The sequence below is a fragment of the Sphingomonas sp. VDB2 genome (genome assembly GCF_047946695.1).
GTDB lineage: Bacteria > Pseudomonadota > Alphaproteobacteria > Sphingomonadales > Sphingomonadaceae > Sphingobium > Sphingobium bisphenolicum.
The window spans coordinates 227,149-247,649 of record NZ_CP159616.1 but is presented as its reverse complement, the minus strand read 5'-3'; the positions used below and the strand labels follow the sequence as shown (position 1 = coordinate 247,649).

The 20,501-nt window shown below is 63.7% G+C and carries 19 protein-coding genes; 6 read left to right on the top strand and 13 right to left on the bottom strand.

Annotated features, from left to right (window positions below; genetic code table 11):
* Positions 1 to 191: 191 nt before the first annotated feature.
* Complete coding sequence (locus ABT375_RS19675) at positions 192 to 2,348, bottom strand: TonB-dependent receptor plug domain-containing protein (protein ID WP_416465676.1); 2,157 nt, start codon at positions 2,346 to 2,348, stop codon at positions 192 to 194.
* A 148-nt stretch (positions 2,349 to 2,496) separates the two neighbouring features.
* Here ABT375_RS19675 and ABT375_RS19670 point away from each other — a divergent pair, with 148 nt between their 5' ends.
* Together ABT375_RS19670 and ABT375_RS19665 are read left to right on the top strand one after the other, a co-directional pair.
* A complete protein-coding gene (locus ABT375_RS19670; protein WP_416465674.1) occupies positions 2,497 to 2,955 on the top strand; it encodes a hypothetical protein in 459 nt (152 codons plus the stop codon).
* Positions 2,952 to 3,947 carry a cytochrome-c peroxidase gene (locus tag ABT375_RS19665; RefSeq protein ID WP_416465672.1) on the top strand — a complete coding sequence of 332 codons (996 nt, stop codon included), beginning with the start codon at positions 2,952 to 2,954 and terminating at the stop codon, positions 3,945 to 3,947. The genes ABT375_RS19670 and ABT375_RS19665 overlap by 4 nt, the downstream gene beginning before the upstream one ends.
* A 201-nt stretch (positions 3,948 to 4,148) precedes the next feature.
* Here ABT375_RS19665 and ABT375_RS19660 read toward each other — a convergent pair whose 3' ends face one another.
* Positions 4,149 to 4,991: an NAD(P)-dependent oxidoreductase gene (locus ABT375_RS19660; RefSeq protein WP_416465670.1), complete on the bottom strand. Its 843-nt coding sequence runs from the start codon at positions 4,989 to 4,991 to the stop codon at positions 4,149 to 4,151.
* 232 nt (positions 4,992 to 5,223) lie between these two features.
* Complete coding sequence (locus ABT375_RS19655; protein WP_416465668.1) at positions 5,224 to 6,447, bottom strand: cytochrome P450; 1,224 nt, start codon at positions 6,445 to 6,447, stop codon at positions 5,224 to 5,226.
* A gap of 116 nt (positions 6,448 to 6,563) precedes the next feature.
* Here ABT375_RS19655 and ABT375_RS19650 point away from each other — a divergent pair, with 116 nt between their 5' ends.
* Positions 6,564 to 6,929: a hypothetical protein gene (locus tag ABT375_RS19650; RefSeq protein WP_416465666.1), complete on the top strand. Its 366-nt coding sequence runs from the start codon at positions 6,564 to 6,566 to the stop codon at positions 6,927 to 6,929.
* A 36-nt stretch (positions 6,930 to 6,965) separates the two neighbouring features.
* Here the strand turns inward: ABT375_RS19650 and ABT375_RS19645 are convergent, their stop codons facing one another.
* The 3 genes from ABT375_RS19645 to ABT375_RS19635 all read right to left on the bottom strand — a co-directional run bounded on the left by ABT375_RS19645 (position 6,966) and on the right by ABT375_RS19635 (position 11,268).
* The gene (locus tag ABT375_RS19645) at positions 6,966 to 7,769 is read right to left on the bottom strand and encodes an SDR family NAD(P)-dependent oxidoreductase (protein ID WP_416465664.1); all 804 of its coding nucleotides are present in this window, start codon (positions 7,767 to 7,769) and stop codon (positions 6,966 to 6,968) included.
* A gap of 75 nt (positions 7,770 to 7,844) precedes the next feature.
* Positions 7,845 to 10,241 carry a TonB-dependent receptor gene (locus ABT375_RS19640; RefSeq protein WP_261937246.1) on the bottom strand — a complete coding sequence of 799 codons (2,397 nt, stop codon included), beginning with the start codon at positions 10,239 to 10,241 and terminating at the stop codon, positions 7,845 to 7,847.
* A gap of 148 nt (positions 10,242 to 10,389) precedes the next feature.
* Complete coding sequence (locus ABT375_RS19635; RefSeq protein ID WP_261937245.1) at positions 10,390 to 11,268, bottom strand: AraC family transcriptional regulator; 879 nt, start codon at positions 11,266 to 11,268, stop codon at positions 10,390 to 10,392.
* 234 nt (positions 11,269 to 11,502) lie between these two features.
* On the opposite strand from ABT375_RS19635, the gene ABT375_RS19630 reads away from it, so the two are divergent.
* A complete protein-coding gene (locus ABT375_RS19630) occupies positions 11,503 to 12,792 on the top strand; it encodes an MFS transporter (protein WP_261937244.1) in 1,290 nt (429 codons plus the stop codon).
* 53 nt (positions 12,793 to 12,845) lie between these two features.
* Here the strand turns inward: ABT375_RS19630 and ABT375_RS19625 are convergent, their stop codons facing one another.
* The 3 genes from ABT375_RS19625 to ABT375_RS19615 form a co-directional block, all read right to left on the bottom strand.
* Entirely contained in the window at positions 12,846 to 13,238 is a 393-nt protein-coding gene (locus tag ABT375_RS19625; protein WP_416465662.1) for a carboxymuconolactone decarboxylase family protein, read from the bottom strand.
* A complete protein-coding gene (locus ABT375_RS19620) occupies positions 13,235 to 14,083 on the bottom strand; it encodes an NAD(P)-dependent oxidoreductase (RefSeq protein WP_416465660.1) in 849 nt (282 codons plus the stop codon). The genes ABT375_RS19625 and ABT375_RS19620 overlap by 4 nt, the downstream gene beginning before the upstream one ends.
* A 127-nt stretch (positions 14,084 to 14,210) precedes the next feature.
* Positions 14,211 to 15,557, bottom strand: coding sequence for a spinster family MFS transporter (locus ABT375_RS19615; RefSeq protein WP_416465658.1), 1,347 nt, complete (start codon positions 15,555 to 15,557; stop codon positions 14,211 to 14,213).
* Between the two features lie 127 nt (positions 15,558 to 15,684).
* Here ABT375_RS19615 and ABT375_RS19610 point away from each other — a divergent pair, with 127 nt between their 5' ends.
* A complete protein-coding gene (locus ABT375_RS19610; RefSeq protein ID WP_261937240.1) occupies positions 15,685 to 15,957 on the top strand; it encodes a PRC-barrel domain-containing protein in 273 nt (90 codons plus the stop codon).
* A gap of 70 nt (positions 15,958 to 16,027) precedes the next feature.
* On the top strand, positions 16,028 to 16,657 hold the full coding sequence (locus tag ABT375_RS19605; protein WP_416465655.1) for a TetR/AcrR family transcriptional regulator: 630 nt from the start codon (positions 16,028 to 16,030) through the stop codon (positions 16,655 to 16,657).
* A 9-nt stretch (positions 16,658 to 16,666) separates the two neighbouring features.
* On the opposite strand, the gene ABT375_RS19600 is transcribed toward ABT375_RS19605, so the two are convergent.
* Genes ABT375_RS19600 through ABT375_RS19585 form a run of 4 tightly spaced genes read right to left on the bottom strand, consistent with a single transcriptional unit; the run spans position 16,667 to position 20,450 of the window.
* Positions 16,667 to 17,200 (bottom strand): VOC family protein, encoded by a 534-nt coding sequence (locus tag ABT375_RS19600; RefSeq protein ID WP_416465652.1) that lies wholly within the window; start codon positions 17,198 to 17,200, stop codon positions 16,667 to 16,669.
* Positions 17,197 to 18,465, bottom strand: a complete 1,269-nt coding sequence (locus ABT375_RS19595; protein ID WP_416465649.1) for a hypothetical protein — start codon at positions 18,463 to 18,465, stop codon at positions 17,197 to 17,199. Before ABT375_RS19595 ends, ABT375_RS19600 begins: the two co-directional genes overlap by 4 nt.
* Positions 18,462 to 19,238, bottom strand: coding sequence for an SDR family NAD(P)-dependent oxidoreductase (locus ABT375_RS19590; RefSeq protein WP_261937236.1), 777 nt, complete (start codon positions 19,236 to 19,238; stop codon positions 18,462 to 18,464). The genes ABT375_RS19595 and ABT375_RS19590 overlap by 4 nt, the downstream gene beginning before the upstream one ends.
* A 24-nt stretch (positions 19,239 to 19,262) precedes the next feature.
* Positions 19,263 to 20,450 carry a sulfotransferase family protein gene (locus ABT375_RS19585; protein WP_261937235.1) on the bottom strand — a complete coding sequence of 396 codons (1,188 nt, stop codon included), beginning with the start codon at positions 20,448 to 20,450 and terminating at the stop codon, positions 19,263 to 19,265.
* Between the last annotated feature and the right edge of the window lie 51 nt (positions 20,451 to 20,501).

Here is a 20,501-nt window from a genome sequence, read left to right as displayed (position 1 = left end):
ATTATCGTGTTTCCATGTCAGTTTGGGAGGCAAGCCGATCCACCCCTTTTCTGGGCAGCGCACAAGTCGATCGCTCCCGCCCCCAGCGACCGGGTGGTGCGGCGATCCGGTACGAAGATACCCCGCCATATCGCGCCTTACCTTCGACTTGCCGTGTGCGTCTTTGCAGGCAAGCGCACCGGACATCCGCGTCAATATTTCGCCCTGATACTGGCGAACAGGCTGCGACCTGGTTCGGGGAAACCGTCGGTCAGCATATAATAGTCGTCGAACAGGTTGCGTGCCCCGACGCCGATCTCGATCCCGGGACGGATGGCGTAGTCGACCCGAATAGCTGCATTGACGTAAGCGCCGGTACGGTAGTAGCGCGCGGGCTGCGTCGCTGGCGTGGCGGTGAAGATCGTCCAGCGGTTCGACGCGAGGTCGACGCTGGGCACAATATGCAGCGCGGCGACCGGCGACCAGTCGAGATAGGCGAACCCCTTGTGCGTCGGCACGCCGGTCGGCCGGAAGAGCGCGTTTGTGGGGTCCGTCAGGTCGCGCTTGATGCCGGTATAGTTGAAACCGGCGTCGAGGCCGGACGTGATCGTCGCCGATACGGACAGTTCGACGCCATAATATTCGCCTTTGCCGACATTGCGGCTCTGGGTCATGTTGCGCAACGCGCACCCCGCCGTGGGAACGGCAGGCGGCAGGGTCGATGCCGTGCAGGGATAGGCCGGCGTGAGAATGCCGAAAATGGCGTTGCGCACCCAACTGTAGAAGGCGGCACCTTCGACCCGGATCGTGCCGTCGCTCCAGCTACCGCCGATTTCCGCATTGGTGGCCCGTTCGGACTTTAGGTCCGGATTGGGGATCGCCTGGTTGAAGCGCTGGCTGAACCGTTCGAAGATGGTCGGGAAGCGGGTGCGCGAGGACAGGCTGGCGTACAACTGGATGGCATCGGTCGCCCGCCAGTCCATTCGACCCTGCGCGTTCCACGCGTCGCTGTCGCGGCGGGGATATTGATAGATGACCGATGGCACGCCCGACGTGCCCAACGGCGCGCCATATTCCTGCGCCTGTTCCAGATTGCGCCAGTCGAAGCTGCCGCCCAGGGTGAAGGTCAGCGCGGGCGAGAGCTTGAGTTCATTTTCCAGCGCGACCGAATAGGTGTCTTCGGCCTGGGTCTGACGCGGTTCGGTCGTCCCCACCCCGGCCGTCGAGAAGCTGGTCTGGAACTCCACATGCTTGTCGTGGCGATAATGGTAGGCCAGCCGCAGCGTATCCGCGTCGGTCGCGCGGAAATCCAGTTGCAGCGATCCGCCCCACGCCTTGTCCGCATAGGGGCTGTCGAACGCGAAGGGCCGGGTCTGGCTGGATTGGGCGCGCGTGTCGAAGGACCGCAGGATCGAATCGAACTGGTTGTAATAGCCGCGCGTCTTTATCGTCGCGCGATCGCCCAGCGCCGTGGTCGAAAGGAAATAGACGCTGGTGATATTCCATTGCGGCCAGTCCCAGAAACGCGGCGTCGTTACCGTGTCGCTGATGTGAAGCGGCGCGCCCTTGGACCCTTTCTGATAGGTGTAGCTGAGCGCATATTCGTCGGTCGCATTGGGGGTGAAGCCGACCTTTGCATTGACGCGCCAATCCTCCGTCCGGGAAAAGTCGCGGGCGCCGCCATCCTCCAGCGCAGGGACGCGCGGGGTGAAATCATTGGGCAAATCCCAATGATCGGTGAAACTGCGCGCATAGCTGGCCTGTGCGTACCATTTGTCATGCTTCGTGCCGATCATGGCCGACGTCGTGTAGCCGGCATAGTCGGTGTCATTGTCGAAATTGACCGACCCGCGCACGTCGATGTCGAGCGCCTTGGTCGGCTTGCGGGTGACGAGGTTGATCGCGCCGCCCATCGCGCCGGGGCCGTCAAGGACGGAGGCATAGCCCTTGGCGACCTGAACCTCGGCAATGTCGGTCGTCAGGAAGCGGCCATAGTCGAGCCGGTTGTCGGCAGGCAGATAGACGCGGATGCCGTCGATCGACAGCGGCACCTGGAACCGGTCGAAACCGCGCACGAAGACAAGACGTTCGTTGCGTGTCCCCCCACTATTGCCGGCCGACACGCCGGGCATCAGATTGACCGCGTCGTCGAGCGCGTTGCGACCGAACGTGTAGATCGCTTCGGACGAAAGCGTAGCGCCGTCGATCTCGATGCCCGTGGTCCGGGGTGCCGTCACGATGATCTGGCCGAGCGAAAAACGCGCGTCCGGTGCATCGGCGTCGGGCGCCGCCGTCTGGGCGCTCGCGCAGGAAAGAGCGGACGCAAACATGCCGAAGGCCAGCAAAGCGGCAAGATAGTGTCGGCGCATAGATATTCCCCTGTTCACGGTCGTTCGACTCGCTATATCCGAGCGTATATAGACAGGATCCGCGAAAGGAACCCCCATGCGCACGCCATCGATTTTTCGGACCATATCGTTGCTGGCGCTGAGTGGAGCCGTCCCTGCTGCAGCGCAAATGGCAGATACGCCCATGACCCAGAGTTGCGACGCGCCGGCCGATCTGCCCGACGCGATGGCCACCTGGCGCAATCCCGTGACGGCCAGAAGCGGTGCGGCCGCCGGGAGTGGCCCTGCGTTGGTGGCCGGGCAGGCGCTGACGATGGAATTGCTGCCGACGCCCGACGTGCGATATCCTGTCCGCCCGGCCAAACCCGGCGGGTCGGTCAGCTATGGCGGCGTGGCGCGCTTCACGGTGGACAAGGCCGGGACATGGCGGGTAGCGCTGGGATCTGGCGCCTGGGTCGATGTGGTCAAGGGCAAGGCGGCCATGACATCGGTCGCGCACGGCCATGGACCGGACTGTTCGGGCATCCGCAAGATGGTCGATTATGACCTTCAGCCCGGCGACTATGTACTGCAGGTGGCGGCGAACGGCACCGACAGCCTGCCATTGCTGGTGACGCGCCTGCCGTGAGGCCGGTGTTTCAGGCCGTAGTGCTGCTGGCGAGTGCGGTGCTGCTGCTCGGCGCCGGCACGGCGCGGTGGCATTGGCGGCTCCCCCCGGATGTCCAAGCGCCGCCAGTGCCTGCAGACAACGCAATGAGCGCGATCAAGGTCGAGCTGGGACGACGGCTGTTCTACGACGCGGACCTGTCGGCCAATGGGACGATGGCGTGCGCGGCCTGCCATGAACAGAAGCGCGGCTTTGCCGATGGCAATGCGACCCGCCCCGGCGTTCATGGCGACCCCGGCCGACGCAACGTGCCGGGGCTGGCCAATGTCGCCTGGCGACCGGTGCTGACATGGGGCGATCCGCGCGTGACGACGCTCGAAGCGCAGGCGATCATCCCGCTGCTGGGCGAGCGGCCTGTGGAAATGGGGATGAAGGCGCTGGAGGCCGAGTTGCCGCGACGATTGGGCAGGGATGCCTGCTATGTCCGCATGTTCGCCCGCGCCTTTCCCGGACGAATGGGCCGGATCGATACGGGCACGGTCAGCGCCGCCCTGGCTGCGTTTCAGCGCACGATGATTGCGCTCGACAGTCCCTGGGATCGCTATCGCGCGGGCGAGATGGATGCCCTGTCGCCGCTGGCGCGACAAGGCGCAGCCCAGTTCGCTGCGCTCGGTTGCACCGCCTGTCACGGAGGGCGCGATCTGACGGACGATCGCTATCATGCCGTGAGAGGCAGAGACCCCCATGATGAGGGCCTGGCCGAGGCCAGCGGACTGGCATCGGATGCAGGCCGTTTCCGCACGCCGTCGTTGCGCAATGTCGCCGTCACCGGACCCTGGCTGCATGATGGCACAGCCAAGAGCCTGGCGGCGGCGATCGCGCGCCATGGCGCGATCCTGTCAGAAGACGCCAGCCCTGCCCTGCTGGCCTTTCTTGAAAGCCTGACCGATGCGGCTTTCCTCACCGATCCTCGATACGCCATGCCGGATCGCGCATGCGGCAGGCGCCTGTAGTGGAACAAGATCAAACGCTGCGCGACCATCCACCTCGACTTTCCGATCGAGCTGCATGCGCCCACCGACACACGCGACGCGTCAGACGCAAAAACCCCGGAAATGGCTTTTTGCGAGTAGGACCAGATAGGGTCGGGCGTTATTCGCCGCGCAGCACGCCTTGGCTCGATTGAATTCTGGTCCATTCAACGAGGCGGCAGCCTAGCCCTCGCAGATGGCGAGCAACGTCTTCTTCAGCAGCGTCTTGGTGTGACTGGTGATCGGCGATGCCGCATCGGCGCCCGCCGCCAGTTCTTCGGCCAGCGCGAGATCCTTTTCGCCTATGCCCGCCTGGCTGGCGAAGAAGGCGCGCCGGGCGGCGTCTCCCGGATTATTGCGAAAGTCGATAAAACCCGCCATCGGCGGGGTGAGATTGCCATTGCGCTTCATCACGGTCAGCAGCTTGTCCATCGGCACGCCGGACGCCTCCGCCACATTGGCGACTTCGACACCCAGCATGATGCCGCACCAGGATACGAGATTGTTGCAAATCTTGAGCGCCATGGCCGATCCGAGCGGGCCGATATGCATCCTGTTGGTCGAAAAGGCGTCGAGCACGGTCTGCACGCGCGCGGCGACGGCTTCATCGCCGCCGGTCATGCAGAAGACGAACGGACCGTCCTTGGTCATTTCGGTGCGCGTGACCGGCGCATCGATGACGTCTACACCCACGGAGGCGGCGCGTTCGGCGATCTGCTGCGCGGTCTTCGGCTTGATCGTACTGTGAATGAGCAGGGTCGCGCCCCGCTTCATCACGGGCAGCAGCGCATCCACGCATTCCAGCACCTGCGTATCGTCGCGCACGCAAATGCCTACGGCGTCGGCATCCACGCCGACCGCCGCCATGGAGGCGGCGAGCTTCGCGCGGCCTTCAAATTTCGCCAGCGCATCGGGAAACAGGTCGTAAACGGTCAGGTCGAGCGGCAATTTGGCCAATTCCCGCGCCTGATCGCCACCCATGCTGCCGAGACCGATGAAGCCAATTTTCCTGATATTATCCGTCATGAAATATCCCTGAGGCCTTCTCCAAGTTCGCGAGCGAGCTAATCACTCCGAACGTCCTTCGTAAATCCCAAACGGGGTCTGCCTGACTGCCAAACCATTGCAGGAGCGCCATGGCTGGCGGCTCGGCCCCTCGCCTTTCGGCCGAAAACGGGCGGTGTGCCCGAGCGGATGCCCGGCATCATCGGACACCCGCTCCATATCCCAGTTTCAGACGGTTAGGCGCCGGGCCTGTTCAGCCCCATTGCAGGTGGAGGTCCGGCACATGCAGGATATTGCCGACATAATAGGGCACCCGGAAACCGTCCTTGATCCGGAACTCCGGTATGGCCTTGACGAATTCCTCGACCGCGATCTGCAATTCCAGCCGTGCCAGATGCATGCCCAGGCATTTGTGGATGCCGCTGCCCAGCGACATATGCGGCGCCTTGCGATCGAAGCGGATCGCCTGGGGATCCTCGTAGAAAGCCGGATCGCGGCCAACCACGGGGGAACTGAACGCCACATAATCCCCGGGCATGATCGTCTGCCCCTGAATCTCGATGACCTTGGTGGCGATACGGAAGGCCGTAACCGGCGCGAAGGCGCGCAGGAATTCCTCAACCGCCAGGACGATCAGCGACGGGTCAGCGCGCAATTCGTTTTGCTTGTCCGGATGCGACGCCAGATAGTTGAAGATGTTGCCGAGCAGGGACGTAACCGTGTCGAGGCCGCCGATATACAGGTTGAAGCAATGGCCGAACACCTCGTCGTCATTCCACAAACGGCCATCGACCTCGAAGGTCAGCACCTTGCTGATATAGTCGTCGCGCGGCTGCTGGCGCCGTGCCTCGATCTCTTCGAGCAGATAATCCTTCACGCAGCGCACGGCGTTGCCGCGCACCTGCCAGTCGTTGGAATGGAGCATTTCCTTTTCCCATTTAAGGAATTGCGTCATTCTTTCCTGCGGCAGACCCAGCAGATCGAGGACGATGTAGATCGGGAATTTTTCCGAAAACTCATCGATGAAATCGCACTGCCCGCGATCCTTGAAGGCATTGATCAAGGCCTGCGCGCGCTCGCGCACCTGTTCCTTCATCGCGAACATCTTCTGCGGCGCGAAATGGCTGTTCAGCGCCTTGCGATAGCCGGTGTGGACTGGCGGATCGGCCTCGGTCGGAATGACCAGCCAATTTTCGCCGATATTCTGCGCCCATTTGCCCATGCCATTCTTGGTGAAATTGTCGGCGTCGCGCAGCATCGCCTGCACATCCTCGGCATTTTTGAGCAGCCAGCCGGGCTGATCGCCCGGGAAGATGTTGGTCACATAGGTGATCGGCGGCAGGTCCGCATGCATCGCGGGGATCAGCACTTCCTGCGGGTTGTCATAGATGACCTTCCGCGAAAAGAGCGGCAGCGCCATCGCCAGTTCAGGTGGCACATGATCCGGCAGGGGCTGTTGTGCGACTTGGGTCATCATAGTCTCCGAAGCAAAAAGAGATAAATTCCACCCTTGCCAAAGACAGGTGCGGTCGTGGCCGTCCGTCCGAGACTGGCGACCATGCGGACGATCCGCAATGACAGGAGGCGATGCACATGAGCGAGGCAGACGTGCTGGATCTGGAACAGGCGATCCGGGACAATTACCGGCTGTGGAACGAAGGGAAGCGCGACGAACTCGATCGCCTTTTCCGGGCGTTGGGGCCAGAGGGGTTTACGATCGAATATGTCGGTTCGCCTGCCGTGGACGGCGACGCAGCGATGGCCGACATGTGGGCGGAATATGGCGGCAAATGCACGACGGAACCGCTGGAGGTGATCGTCAACGGCACCGAGGGCGCCGCTTACGTCGCCAACCGCCTGCAAACCAAAGATGGCATTGTCACTCTGCCCAGTCTCGAAACCTACAAGGCCGCCGATGGCCGGCTGACGATCCGCTATTTTCATCGGACCGCCCACTAACCTTCCATGTTCCGACGTGCAGGCGCTGGACATGGCTCAGTCCTTCGCCTGCATGAAGGCCAGCAGATCGGCATAATGGGGCTGGTGGACGAGGCCACCGCCCGAAATCGAGATATTTTCACCCGTGATGTAGCGCGCTTCGTCCGAAGCCAGGAAGGCGACCAGCGCCGCGATATCATCCGGCGTACCGAATTCCGGCGTCAATATGTGCCGCTGGATGATGTCCTTCAGCCCCGGCACGGTCTTTTCGAGGGCTTCGGTCAGCACGACGCCCGGCGCGATGCTGTTGCAGCGGATATTCTGCCGCCCATGCTGGGTCGCCACATATTTGGTGAGCCCGATGATCGCCGCCTTCGAGGAACCATAGGCGATGCGCGCCAGATCCCCCGCACTGCCCGAATTGGATGCGGTGTTGATGATCGAACCGCCGCCGCCCGCGACCATATGCGGGATGGCATATTTGCATCCGAGCAGATAGCCGGTGAGATTGACGTCGAGAATCTCGCGCCAGATGCCGATCGGGATATCGACGGCCGTGGTGTCCTGCGGGCTTTTGTCCGGATCGGTCATCGCCGCATTATTGTGCAGGATATCCAGCCTGCCGAAATGGCCGATGGTGCGATCCACCATCGCCTTCACCGACTGCGGATCGGCGGCATCGAATTGGACCGGCAACGCTTTATCGCCCAGCGGTTCCGCTGCGCGGACGGCAGCAGCCTCGAACAGGTCGGCGATCACGACGCGCGCGCCCTCCGCGACCAGGCGTCGCGCGACCGCGGCGCCGATACCGCCGCCGCCGCCCGTGACGATCGCTACCCTGTCTACCAACCTCGTCATCATGCGCGCATCCCCGGTGATGGGCTGGCGAGAGAAAGCTGCATGGATTGCAGTTCATCCCGCCAGCCGCTTGGCCGATCAGAATTTAAACGTCGTTTCAACGCCATAGGTGGCCGGCTGGCCAACATAGGCGGCGGCGATGCCCAATGTCCGATAGAGATCGGGGAAACGGCGCAGCAGATATTTCTTGTTCGTGATGTTGCGGCCATAGACCGCCACTTCGACATTGGGATTTTCAAGCTGGAACGCGATACGCCCGTTGAAAATGCCATAGCCGGGCACGAAGCCGAGGCGGTTTTCCGTCTCATAGGCGGCCTTGGTCGCCGCCGAGGCCTGTTGCGCCGCCCGGACCGCATCGAAATGCTGGCCCCCGACATAGGAATAGGCGCCAGTGACGGCGAGCGTGCCGCCACCCACCGGGAATTTCTGCGTGGCGCTGACGTTCAGCTGTTTCTTGGGCAATTGCAGCAGCGGCAAGCCGCTCAGGTCGACGACGCAGCCATTGACGACCCCGGCGCTGTTGGTGCAGCCGCTGCCGGCCACCACCTGGATTTCGCTGAAGCTACCCTTCACATATTTGCCGTTTTGCAGCGAGCCATTGACGCTGAGCGTCATGCCTTCCCAAGGCACGGCCGTGATTTCATTTTCCATGCCCCAGATGCGGACCTTGCCGTTGTTCTGGATATATTGGGTAACGCCGATGCCGGTCACGAAGCTGTTGACGATCGCCTGATTGTCATCCTTCCAGGTGTGGAAGATCGCCGTGTTGAAGCGCAGGCGGCGATCGAACAGATCGACCTTCAAACCGGCCTCGACGTCCTTCACCTTTTCGGGAGAGAAGGCAGGCAGGCCGCCGGCGCGCAGGTTCCAGCCGCCGGCCTTGGCCGCGCCGCGGGTCGCCACATAGAGGAAGAGATTGTCGCTCGCCTGCCAGTCCAGGCCCAGGTTCCAGGCCGGATAGTTGAACTTGGCATTCTGCTCCTGGTTGCAGGTGGTGGCCGTTACCGGTTCAGTCGGTGTAACGGTGCAGTTGATGCCGGTCGGCGTGCCCGCCACGGCGACGTCATAGGGCAGGCCATATACCTGCGCATTGTGCAGCACGCTGTCGCGCGTGTCCCACGTGTAGCGGAAGCCACCGACCGCGCGCAGCGTCGGGGTCAGTTCATAATAGGCCTGGGCGAACAGGCCGAAGGTCTTGTTGGTGACATCGGCATTGGAATCGCGGATCAATCCGCCGAAAATCTGCGACCGGCTGAATTCATAGCCGCTTTCCTTGCCGGCATAGGCGCCCGTAATGAAGCTGAGACTGTCGGTGATGTTCCCGGAGAGCTGGAATTCCTGGGAAACATAATAGGAGCCAGACCCCGCAAAGGTCGCCAGCAGCGGGACGGCGGTGCCATCGGTGTCGTTCTGGCCATAGTTCATCGAGTGACGATAGCCCGTGATCGACTTGAAGTTCAGGCCGCCCAGCTCGACGTTGAGCGTGCCGGAAAAGCCATATACTTCCAGCGTATTGAATGGCTTCACGCCATAGAGGGCCTGCGCCTCCGGGGTGAGCGCGCCGATGGTGGCCGGGGTCGATGTCCCGGTCGCGGTGTTGCCCCACCAATGATCCTTGGTCAGCAGACCGGCCGTGAGGCCCGGCTGGAAGGCGGCGGGGACGATCGCCGGATTGAAGGCCCAGAGCGCGATCTGCTGACCATGGTTGGACTGGCGGTTCCAGTCGCCCGAAAGGGTCAGGTCCCAGCCATTGCCTTCATATTTGAGCTTGCCGCGCAAGAATTTGCTGTTGTTGTCGGAAAAATCGCGGTTGGTGGCGAGATTGTCGCCATAGCCGTCCCGCTCGTTGATCGCACCGCTCAGGCGGACCGCGAGGCCTTCTGCGAGCGGCACATTGATATTGGCCTGCGCACCCAGCGTGCTGTAATTGCCAAACTCCGCCTTGAAAGTGCCGCTGAGCTGGTCGTTGGGATCGTTGGTGACGATGTTGATCGCGCCGCCGGTCGTGTTGCGGCCAAAGAGCGTACCCTGTGGTCCACGCAGCACCTCGAGCCGCTGCACGTCCTGAATGTCAGTCATGCCCGTCGAGGGCCGTGGGATGTAAATCCCGTCAATATAAGTGGCGACCGCCGGATCGTTGGCGAGAATAGGCTGGAGATTGCCCTGGCCGCGGATGGCGACGAAGACGATACCGTCGCCGCCCGCGGAACCGCGGCCGATGACCAGGCCAGGTGCGGTGCGCTGAAGATCGACGACATTTTCCACCTTGGCCGTCGCCAAGGCCTCGGGAGTAAGCGCCGTGACGGCGATCGGGGTCGTCTGAAGACTTTCTTCCGTGCGCCGTGCTGTGACGACGATATCCTGAATGCCCTCGCTGGCACCCGATTGCGGCTGCTGCGCATAAGCGGGCTGCGCCATGGCGGCGACGAGCGCACCCATGCCGATCGCACCCAGAGTGACGGCCTTCTTGCTCATATCTTCCTCCCCATCATTTTATCTTGCTTCGATTTGCACATAAGAAGCCCGTCTAACTTGGAGCCGATCGGCGCCATAGTGGCCGGTCAACGATTGACTGCGCGGCGATAGAATTTGGCCGCTCATCGATATTTTCCAGCTCGCCCGATCAGTGGACCTGCGGTGATGTCGACCGGAAAGCCTTGGGCGTTTGGCCCGTCGCGGATCGAAAAGCGGCAGAAAAGGCCGACGTGCTATTGAAGCCGCATCGCCAGCTGATTTCCTTGATGCGGGCGCCGTCATTGTGCAGCAGTTCCTTTGCCAAGGCGATCCGGCTGCGCGCAACAAATTCGCCGAGGCTGACGCCGGTCCCTTCCTTGAAAACGCGGGCGACGTGACGCACGCTCATGTTGCAGTCGCGCGCGATATCGGCGACGCCAAGAGGCGCAGAGAGATTGTCCATCACATAGTCGATGATGTTCTGGACCTGGCGCGGGCTACGCGAATGCAGGCAGCCCCGTTCGCGCGGAACCATGTGCCGGGCCAATTCGACCGCAAGGCCCATGAGCATCGATTCAACGAGCGTCTGGCTGGCAAATCCCGGCGTCCGCAATTCCGCCGCCAGCCCCGCAAAAAGCCGGCGCATAGAGATATTCTGAATGTCTGCGCACGGCTCCACCTTGCTCAGCGGCTGCTCCCCGTCGAACAATTCCTCCAGAAATTCTTCCCCAAGCGCCACGCAGACGAGATGCCGCTCCTGAAGCGCCGGCTCGCCGAAATATTGGCGGTGGGGCGGCATGTAGAGGATGTCCCCCGATGCGGCGCGCCGGTCCGGGCGGCCCATACTGACCATGCTGCGCCGCGGTTGACCGTCGAGCGAATAATCCAGATAATGTTTTTCCGGGCTGAAAATGCCGCTGCTGGGCTGGACCCAGTCGAAATGCCGCACATCCACATGCGCGTCACGCACGCTTGCCGCCGCTTCGATGTAGAAATTCTGGACGCCAGCCCTACCTTGGCCGGTCCAATCGCTCTCCGGACGAAACATCTCTACCTCTGCCAGGTTCTATTCTCTCGATGCCCCCGAAATAGGCGCACCATGCGCTTTTACTTCTATCTTCGGATAGGTGGTCAAGGCTCCATGTGCGGGCACATCCCTGGCTGCGCCCGATCGAGGCGCGGCATGGGACCATAGGCGAGACATTCGCCATGCGCCCGGTTCGATACCCACAAACAGGAGGCGCTCAATGTCCATCGCACCGCTCTTGCAGCCGCGGACGCCATGAGAGCGCTCTCGGACAAACCAGCCGCCATCGGCCATTATCCCTGGTATGTGCTGGGGATATTGACGCTGGCGCAGACCTGCCATGGCATTGATCGCGCCATCATCGGACTTGTGCTGGCGCCGGTCGGGCATGAATTTGCACTTTCGGACGGACAGTTGGGGATATTGGCGGGTTTCGCCTACGGCATATTCTTCGCGCTCGCCGCCCTGCCCTTCGGCGTGGCCGTGGATAGCTGGAACCGCCGCAACCTGATGGCGGCCGCGTTGACGCTGTGGAGCGGCGCGACCGCCTTGTGCAGCCTGGCGACAGGGTTCTGGACGTTGGTCATCGGCCGCGCCGCCGTGGGGACCGCGGAAGCAGGAGGATCCCCGACCGGCATGTCTCTGCTGAGCGACTATTTCGGTGAAGACCGGCGCGCGACCGCCATCGGCATCTGGTATCTGAGTTCAGGCATCGGCCTCGCCATCGCGTTCATCGTGGGCGGCGCGATCGTGCAGAGCGCAGGGTGGCGCTGGGCCTTCGTCGCCGCCGGCGTGCCGGGGCTGCTGCTGGCGCCGCTGCTGCTGCTCACGGTCAGGGAACCCGTGCGCGGCGCGCATGACGGGCCGGCCCCGCAGCAGGAAGAAACGCTGACGCTGCTGCAACGCATCCGCCTGCTCGCGGCGCGGCCGGGACTGCTATACTGCATCTTCGCCATCGTCCTGATCGCGGCGGGCATCTACGGCATGAGCACATGGCTCACCACTTTCCTGATCCGGGTCCACGGTATGCCCATCGCGAAGGCGGGCATCCTCATCGCCATCGCCTATGGCGGCCTTGGTTCTCTGGGCGGATTCCTCGCGGGGTGGGTGATCGATCTCGTCAACCGGCGACGGGGCGGCTTCGATCCGGCAAGGACATCGCTGTTCGGCGCGGTGATCCCCTTGCTGACGGCCGTGACCGGGGTGGGCACGGTTCTGTTCCACGACGTCGATCTGATGCTGGCGCTGCTGATGGCCTGCGGCTTCCTCAGCGCGTCCTATAACGGCCCGATCTATGCCGTCATCGTGACGATCGCCGGGCCGCGCCTGCGGGGCCTGGCGGTATCGCTGGTGCAGTTGGGCGCGAACCTGATCGGCGTGGGCGCGGGCACCTATCTGATCGGCGTGGTCAGCGACTTTGTCGGGGGTACGGCCGGCGTCGCCTGGGGAATCGGCACCGCCATGCTGTTCACATTCGCCGGGGGCATATTGCTGCTGCTGGCGTCGCGGGCGATCCGGCGCGCCGGGGGTAGCGGCGAAGCATAAGAAAAGGGCGGCCCGGTCTTTCGACCAGGCCGCCCTTCATCCTGCACGCCCCATCACTTCGCGGCGTTGCGTTCCTTGCGTCGCGCCTTGGCGGCTTCGATCCCCCGAAATACGGTGGTGGTATTGCCAGCCCCGGCGTAGAAGAGCACGAAGAGCGGCAGGAAATCCAGCTCCTCGTCGGTGAATTCGTCGTTGATGAGCGCGCCGTTCATCTGGATCTCGACGAGATCGGCGCGGCCCAGCATGGCCGTGGCGCCCAGAACCAGCAGGCGCTTCTCCCGCATCGAGAAGATGTCGCTCGCCCACAGATTGGCGAACTGGTTGCCCACGATTTCCTGGTTGAAGGACGATTCGCGATAAGGGAGGGTCATTTCCGACGATCCCGGTCCGTAAACCTTGTCGAAGACTTCCAGTCCCTTCTGCCACTGCGCTTCGTCGATGCTCATGCCTTTTCTCCCATTACATTTTCCAGGCCCACGACCGTCTGATCGGTTCGGCGCGTCAATTCGACCAAGGGCAGCGCGATGCCGTAGCTGCGCGCCAGATCGATGGCGGCATCCAGATCCTTGACCATCAGGCCGCGGGTATATTCACGCACTGCCGCTTCCTGCTCGCTGGACGAGGGATCGTCGCGCACCGCCAGCATCAGCGGGCCACCCACGCTGTCCGAACTGGCGTCGATCACATGCGCAAGCTGGCGAACATCCACCCCGGCATTGCGGCACAATACGGACGCTTCATAACCGGCGCGCAGGCAGCCGAAGACGATGACGTTGCGGGCGATCTTCGCCGCCATGCCCGCGCCGGGGCCACCCATATGCGCCACCAGCTTGGCGAAGCCGTCCAGAACCGGGCGCACCTTCGCAACGGTTTCATCCGTACCGCCGACGAGGCAGACGAGGCCGTGTTCGCGGGATTTGGGGCCACCCGTCACGCCGCAATCCACCAGTTCCACGCCCGCCGCGTCGGTCAGGGCGCGAATGGCGTCCAGATCCTCGATCGAGACGGTCGCCACCAGCACCACGATCATGCCCGACCGCGCGCGCGCAAGCACGCCGTCGGGGCCTGACAGCACATCGATCGTCTGCTTTGCGTTGACGACGGCGATAATGACGACGTCGGACTGCGCAGCCAGTTCCGCCGGATTGGCGACGACGGGCGGCACGCCCTCCAGCGCGTCGGCGGCATCGGCGCGAATGTCGTAGACCGCAGCCAATTGCTGTGTCCGCGCAAGGCATATGGCGACGCCCGCGCCGATCTGCCCCAGGCCGATAACCCCTGCTCTTCCCATCCTCATCATCCTTTCCGCCGCTTGCTCGCGGTCCTGTCATAGCCAGGCCGCAAGGGTGGCATAGCCTGGGCCGCGGCGTCATCCCGTCCGGCGCTGCGTGGCCGAACCGCGACAGCTTTACCGTCCTTCACGATGCATTTGCCTCCAGCGGCAGATTTTTGGCAGCCAAGCTATAATGGAGGACTGCGATCAGGAGCACGAATGCCGACAATTGCATACTCAGTTGCAGACCGCTCGCCGCCGCCGAGAGACAGGCGGCGGGCGGCAATGCCTGGCCCGAAACGAGGCAGTCGGCGGCATAATTGCCCTTGTAGAGAAAGACAGCGAGGCGATCACTGAGATAGCCCAGCACCACCGATCCCAGCCCCAGCCCGGCGACGGTCTGGCCGAAGGAGTGAAGCGCGGCGGCGGACGCCCGCATACGGGGTTCAACCAGCGACTGCGTGATGGTCATGATCGCGGGCGTAAACGCATAGAGCAATGTTGTCGCGACGAAGAGAAAGGCGACCAGCCACCGCCAGTCCGATTGATGGATCGCCAGCAGATAGAGGGGCAGAGCCAGCCCCACCGCGATCGCGGGCGCCCAGCCACCCCAGCGTATGTCCCGCCGGATCAGCCGTCCGATCAGATAGCCGCCGCTGACTTGTCCCACCATCGTTGCGAGACTGAACGACAGCGCGAACACCAGACCCGCCTGCGCCAGCGGGAGATCGAAGCGGCGGACCAGCAACGGAATGAGGAACAGGTTGGTACCGAACCCCACCAGCCCGACGAAGCCGCTGCCGAAGGTCAGGTGCAGGAAGGAAGGCGAACGGGCGAGCCGCCGCAGCACCATGGCGAAGGGGGGCGTATCCGCACTCTGCCCGGCATCTTTCCGTTCAGGTTCGGGAATGGTCGCAAGCAGCAGCAGCGCCAGCAACAGGCCGGGTACGCCAACCGCCACGAGCGCAAGCCGCCAGCCGAATGCCTGCGCCACCGCGCCGCCCGCAATCGCGGCGATGGCGCCGCCCAGCGGCACCCCCATCGCAATCAGCGAAAAGACGACCGCGCGGCGCCCGGCATCGAACCGGTCGGAAATCATCGAAACGAGCGCCGGGGTGAAGCCTGCTTCGCCGACGCCGACACCCATGCGGCAGAGCAGGAGCTGGACATAACTTCCCGCCGCACCGGACAGCGCCGTCATCAGCGACCAAAGCATGGTCACCATGGCGATGATCCGCACCCGGCTGTAGCGCTCGGCGAGTCGCGCCAGCGGGATACCCAGTACGGCATAGAAGATCGAGAAGGCGAGCCCACCGAGCATACCGAGCTGGAGATCACTCAGGCGCAGGTCGTGGCGAATCGCTTCGCCAACCACGGCGATGATCGTGCGATCGATGAAATTGAACATGTAGATCGCGCCCAGCAGCAGCAGGAACCATCTATCTCGCGGCCGAAACCCCTCTCCGCCCTTCATCGCCCCTCCCACCGCCATCCGGCTGTTTTCATTCTGCATATAGGACAGATAGAACAGATTCTTTTCTATGTGTATCGGTTTTCTCTTGAAACCATCTAGGGACTGCGCCAACAGATCGCCATCTTCGACAAAGGAATTTCAGCATATGAAGACGATCATCATCGCGCTCACTGCTCTGGGCCTGACCGCGCCTGCGTTTGCCCAGGCGCCTGCGGTGGATCGCAACGAGGCGATCTACTCCGCCGACGGGACCAAGATCGGCAAGGTCGATCGCGTCGTCACCGCGGCCGACGGAGCGGTGTCCGCCGTTCGCGTCATCTATCGCGGCAAGTTCATCGCCATTCCCGCCGCCACGCTGAGCGCGGGTGAGAAGGGCGTGACGACCAGTCTGTCGAATGCCGAACTGAAGAAGCTGTAATCCCTTGCCCCACGGTCTTGCAGGACTGTGGGGCATGGACCAGTGCCGATCCTGCGCTTAAAGCGGACGCATGAGGGCAGATCAGCAACCGCCTGCACGGATTTCGCGGCGCGGCCGGCCGCCGCAGTGCGAAGGGCCGGCGCTTGATCGCGCGCGACTGGTCGCGACGCTGCTGGACATGGCGCGGTCGGGCGGGATCGAGGCGCTCAATATCCGCCCGGTCGCACGGCGTCTGGGCGTGTCGCCGCGATTGCTCTACCATCATGTCCGTGACAAGGAGGAAATGCTCGGTCTGCTGACCGACGAAATCCTGCGCGGCCGGATGCCTGATCTATCGGCGCCCGACTGGGAAAGCCGCCTGCGCAGCATCGCCCGCGCGGTGCATATGGCTTATCGGGATTTCCCAGGCTCCGCCGCCTTCATTCTGTCGCGCAGTGCCAACCGGCTTGAGCAGCCCAATGCGCTGGCGATCCGCCGCGCCATCTTCGCGGCGCTGGCCGAGGCCGGGCTGACGCAACCGCAAAGTGACGAAATGCTGGTGATCTTTTCCGTCATCGTGCTGGGCAATGTCGTGGTTGCGGAAAGCCTGACCGACAATGACGACCGGCTGGCGATGCAGCGCGATGTGGTGGAAGCCGCCTTCACCCGCGCGACCGACATGTTGCTGAGCGCAATCCGCGCCGTCGCGGGCACGGCCTGAGCTTCAGACTCAGCCGAGGTCTGCGATGGACCGGACGGGGCGGTCGATCCCGTCCCAGGCGCGATGGGCAGCGTGCATCCGGCTGAGCGACGCCTCCATCGCGGGCGAAATCTCCATCAGTTCGACATAGCCGCCATTCCCTGCACGGGTGTCGAACAGCGCGAAACGTTCGCCAGACGGCATCTGGCCGCTGAAGGCCATGGCATAGCCTTCGCCGAACAGCCGCTCCACACCCTCATCATAAGGGATGCGCAGCATGACATGATGATAGCCGTCGCCATGACGGTCGAGCATTTCGGTGAAGACCGAAGGACCATCGTTGGTCTGCTGAAGCAGTTCGATCAGCAATCCGCCGGAAAAGCCGAAGGCGACCTTCATCGCTACCTGCGTCGGTTCGCCACGATAGATCTGACCCGGCAGCACGGGCACGTCGAAGACGAAAAACGGCCCCGCGCCCATCACCCGCGTCCAGTGATCCAGGGCGCGTTCCATGTCACGCACCACCTGGCACAATTCCAGTATCGAGCCCTTGGGCTGCATCATGCGTCTCCCCAGGTCGCGGCATGGGTTCGCAGGCCATGCAGGCGGGCGCGGTCGCGCAACTGCTGTCCGCGCGCGGCGAGATCGATCCGCGGAACAGTTGCGTCCACGTCGCGGTCAATGGCGGCCAGATCGACGACGCGTACGTCGCGGATGAAGCGGGCGGGATCGGCGCCTTCGGGTACGCCCTGCCAGCGCAGCAACACCCAGCCTTCTTCAAGGCCCGCCGTGTCGATCCAGTTGGCCACGCCCGGATCGACGCCCGCCACCACATAGCTGATCGTGCCGTCGGCCGCTGGCGTGACCTGGGCGCTGTTGAGGCTCACCAGACGCAGCATCGGATCGGGCGAGATGGTCCACGGATCGGCGATCTGGATGCCGGTATAATAGCTGCCCGCCGGATCGATCGTCAGCAGCAGCCCCTGCCCTTCCCCCAGGGCGAAGCGGCCGCCGGCCAGATAGCCCCAGCCCCCATCGCGGCCATTGGGTCCGATCAGCCGGTTGGGTTCGGGATGACCGAGAAAATCATTCTTGAACCCAGACCAGAAGGCGACCCAGGCCGGCAGGTCGGTAATGACGGTGCGGGCGATATCCTCCTCGTCGCGTGGGCGCGGGTCGGCTGGCGGATCGAGGCGACGGACGCCGACCTGCGCCGGCACCTGACGCCAGTCGCGCTGGCTGTCGCGGGTATAAACCTGAATCCGTGCGCCCGGTTCGGTCCGCAAATGGGTCGCGCCGCCCTCTTGCGGGCCGACCGTCACCGTCACCCGCCCGTCGGCGTCGCAGAAGGGCGCAAGCTGCTGGAGTGTCAACGCGCCCAGATTGCGGCCAAGTCCCGCATGATGCGGCGGCTCGACCTCGGCAACGATGCTGAACTGCGGCGGATCGGCGGAAAAACGGATATCGACGGCATAATGCCCATCGCCATCGATCGGAATTTCGCGGTTGAAATTATCGGGATTGTCGATCGCGACCGCCGCGCCCGCATAGATATGGCCGAACCAGCGCCGCGGGGCGTTGCTGATATTCCAGACGACCCTAGGATCGGCGGGATCGCCATTAGCTTCGCGCATGGCGAGGCCCAGCACCCACTGATCGAGCGCCCGATCCAGCCCCAGCCTTCCATCGAGCGTGCCCGCGATCGGGTCGGCGAGCAGCAGGCGGCGCGCTTCTTCGCGCGCGGTACGGATGTCGGCCCGTTCGATCAGGCGCAGCGCCAGCTTTTCCGCCGCCGCCTGATCGTCGGTCCAGAGGGGGTTAGGGGTCATGAAATCGTCCCCACCCGGCCACCTTCGGTGAAGATGGTGCTGCCGGTCGTGTAGCTGGAGCCGTCTCCCGCCAGCAATATCGCCGCCCCAACCGCCTCGTCCGCCGCGCCGAAGCGCTTGATCGCGTTGCGCTCGGCGAGGCCCAACCCCTTGTGGATATCGGCCTCCCGCCCGTCCGGGCTCATCGATCCGACACACAGGCAGTTGATCCGCGTGTGCGGCGCCTGCGTCTTGGCCAACTCACGCACCAGGAAGAGCAGCGCCGCCTTCGACACGCCATAGGCGACGGCAGGCGGGATCGGCGTGAAGCCACCGCAGCTCTGGACCGAAATGATGCTGCCCTTGCCATGTGCCTTCATATCGGCCTCGGTCAATTCGGTCAGGCGCCAGGTCGCCATGACGTTGACGTCCATCGCCGTCTTCCAGACCTCGTCCGTGTTCGCCCAGAGCCCGCCATCGGCGGCATAGACCACGCCCGCCGCCGCATTGTTGAACAGGATATGGATCGGACCGAAGGCTTCGCGCGCGCCCGCCACCAGCCGTTCCAGATCGGCCTTCTCGCCCGCATCGGCGGCGATGGCGATCGCCCGGCCGCCACCGGCCGCATTGATCTCTGCCGCGATCCGGTCGAGCCGGTCCTGCGAGCGGGCGGAGAGAACCACATTGGCCCCCAGTTCGGCATAGGCCCTGGCGACATGTTCGCCCACGCCCGGCCCTACCCCGGTCAGGATGGCGGTGCGCCCGTCCAGGCGGAAACGATCGAGAACACTCATGCTGGATACTCCCAAAGATCGGGGTCAGGCGCGGTCGAACAGATGGCCGTAGCGCGCATAATAGCCGGCGAGCCGTTCATGCACCTCGCCCGGATCGATGCCGAACTGGTCGGGGCTGTGCCGGTGCTTGCCGAGGCGGCTGGCGGCGGGATTGTCGGTCAGGAAGGCGGCGATGCGGGCGCGATGCGCATCGGTGAAGGGCAGGCCGAAGCGGTCGTAGATGCGCCCGATCGTCGCCATCGGATCGACGACGATATCGCGATGGGCGAGGTCGAGGATGCGGTCCTCGATCGCCGGATCACTTGCGCGCGCCTGGGTTGCTCGAGCCATCCCAGCACACCAGGTATCGACCACGGACCGGCCGATCGCCTTCAGATCATTGGCGCCGCCCACAGCCGCCAGGAAGCCGGCGATCATGCTGGACAGCGAAGACAGGGTCAGCACCGGGTCGCGATGCGTCCACACCAGCATCGCGCCCGGATAGGCCTCCACCAGACCCGGCAGATCCATGAGATGCTGCGGCGATTTCAGCGTCCAGCGGCCCTTGGGCCCTTTCCACTGGAAATGCTGGAGCATCCGTTTGTGCGTGCGATATTGCCCTTCCGGCACGACGTCCTGCAACCAGCGGGCGAAGGCGGGAACGCCCAGTTCCGCCGGGAAATTGGTACTGGCGAAATGCAGCATCATGCCATGGTTGCACTCGCCTGGCTGGGTGCAGTCCATACGCTGGATATCGGCCAGTTGCGGCGCGTGCTTCAGCCAGTTTTCATAGATGGCCTGCACCTGCGCGATGCGCGGATCGCTGTCGAAACTCGCCTCTTCCGGGGCCGGCCAGGGGATATACCACTCCCATTCGCGCGGCGCGCGGGCAGCCGGATCGAGGCAGAGCAGGTCGTAAGTGATGGTCGTCCCGGTGCGCGGCAGGCCGCAGACGATCAACGGGTCGCCCACAGCCTGCGCGACGATGTCCGGATGCAGCCGTTCGTCTTCGGCAAAGCGCAGCCGGGTCGCGAGCAGGCCGACGATCTTGTGATGCGCGGTCTCGCGCAACTGGGCGGGCGGGTCCATCGCTTCGACCGCGTCGACCAGGCGACGAAAGCCGGTCATGAAGGACAGGTCCGGCCCGAAGTCCGACAGTCCGGTCGCGGCGCGCGCCTCCGCGATCAGCGCATCGGCGGCAAGCGGCACGCGCTCTGCGACAGCGCCGTTCATCGATGCCCCTCGACCGTCCGATGTCGCATGACTCACCTCTCCATTTTATTA

Bases quoted from the DNA above. Each gene is read 5' to 3' on its own strand.
- ABT375_RS19675 (WP_416465676.1), bottom strand. From the start codon at position 2,348: ATGCGCCGACACTATCTTGCCGCTTTGCTGGCCTTCGGCATGTTTGCG.
- ABT375_RS19670 (WP_416465674.1), top strand. From the start codon at position 2,497: ATGGCAGATACGCCCATGACCCAGAGTTGCGACGCGCCGGCCGATCTG.
- ABT375_RS19660 (WP_416465670.1), bottom strand. From the start codon at position 4,991: ATGACGGATAATATCAGGAAAATTGGCTTCATCGGTCTCGGCAGCATG.
- ABT375_RS19655 (WP_416465668.1), bottom strand. From the start codon at position 6,447: ATGATGACCCAAGTCGCACAACAGCCCCTGCCGGATCATGTGCCACCT.
- ABT375_RS19650 (WP_416465666.1), top strand. From the start codon at position 6,564: ATGAGCGAGGCAGACGTGCTGGATCTGGAACAGGCGATCCGGGACAAT.
- ABT375_RS19645 (WP_416465664.1), bottom strand. From the start codon at position 7,769: ATGATGACGAGGTTGGTAGACAGGGTAGCGATCGTCACGGGCGGCGGC.
- ABT375_RS19640 (WP_261937246.1), bottom strand. From the start codon at position 10,241: ATGAGCAAGAAGGCCGTCACTCTGGGTGCGATCGGCATGGGTGCGCTC.
- ABT375_RS19635 (WP_261937245.1), bottom strand. From the start codon at position 11,268: ATGTTTCGTCCGGAGAGCGATTGGACCGGCCAAGGTAGGGCTGGCGTC.
- ABT375_RS19630 (WP_261937244.1), top strand. From the start codon at position 11,503: ATGAGAGCGCTCTCGGACAAACCAGCCGCCATCGGCCATTATCCCTGG.
- ABT375_RS19625 (WP_416465662.1), bottom strand. From the start codon at position 13,238: ATGAGCATCGACGAAGCGCAGTGGCAGAAGGGACTGGAAGTCTTCGAC.
- ABT375_RS19620 (WP_416465660.1), bottom strand. From the start codon at position 14,083: ATGGGAAGAGCAGGGGTTATCGGCCTGGGGCAGATCGGCGCGGGCGTC.
- ABT375_RS19615 (WP_416465658.1), bottom strand. From the start codon at position 15,557: ATGGCGGTGGGAGGGGCGATGAAGGGCGGAGAGGGGTTTCGGCCGCGA.
- ABT375_RS19610 (WP_261937240.1), top strand. From the start codon at position 15,685: ATGAAGACGATCATCATCGCGCTCACTGCTCTGGGCCTGACCGCGCCT.
- ABT375_RS19605 (WP_416465655.1), top strand. From the start codon at position 16,028: ATGAGGGCAGATCAGCAACCGCCTGCACGGATTTCGCGGCGCGGCCGG.
- ABT375_RS19600 (WP_416465652.1), bottom strand. From the start codon at position 17,200: ATGATGCAGCCCAAGGGCTCGATACTGGAATTGTGCCAGGTGGTGCGT.
- ABT375_RS19595 (WP_416465649.1), bottom strand. From the start codon at position 18,465: ATGACCCCTAACCCCCTCTGGACCGACGATCAGGCGGCGGCGGAAAAG.
- ABT375_RS19590 (WP_261937236.1), bottom strand. From the start codon at position 19,238: ATGAGTGTTCTCGATCGTTTCCGCCTGGACGGGCGCACCGCCATCCTG.
- ABT375_RS19585 (WP_261937235.1), bottom strand. From the start codon at position 20,450: ATGAACGGCGCTGTCGCAGAGCGCGTGCCGCTTGCCGCCGATGCGCTG.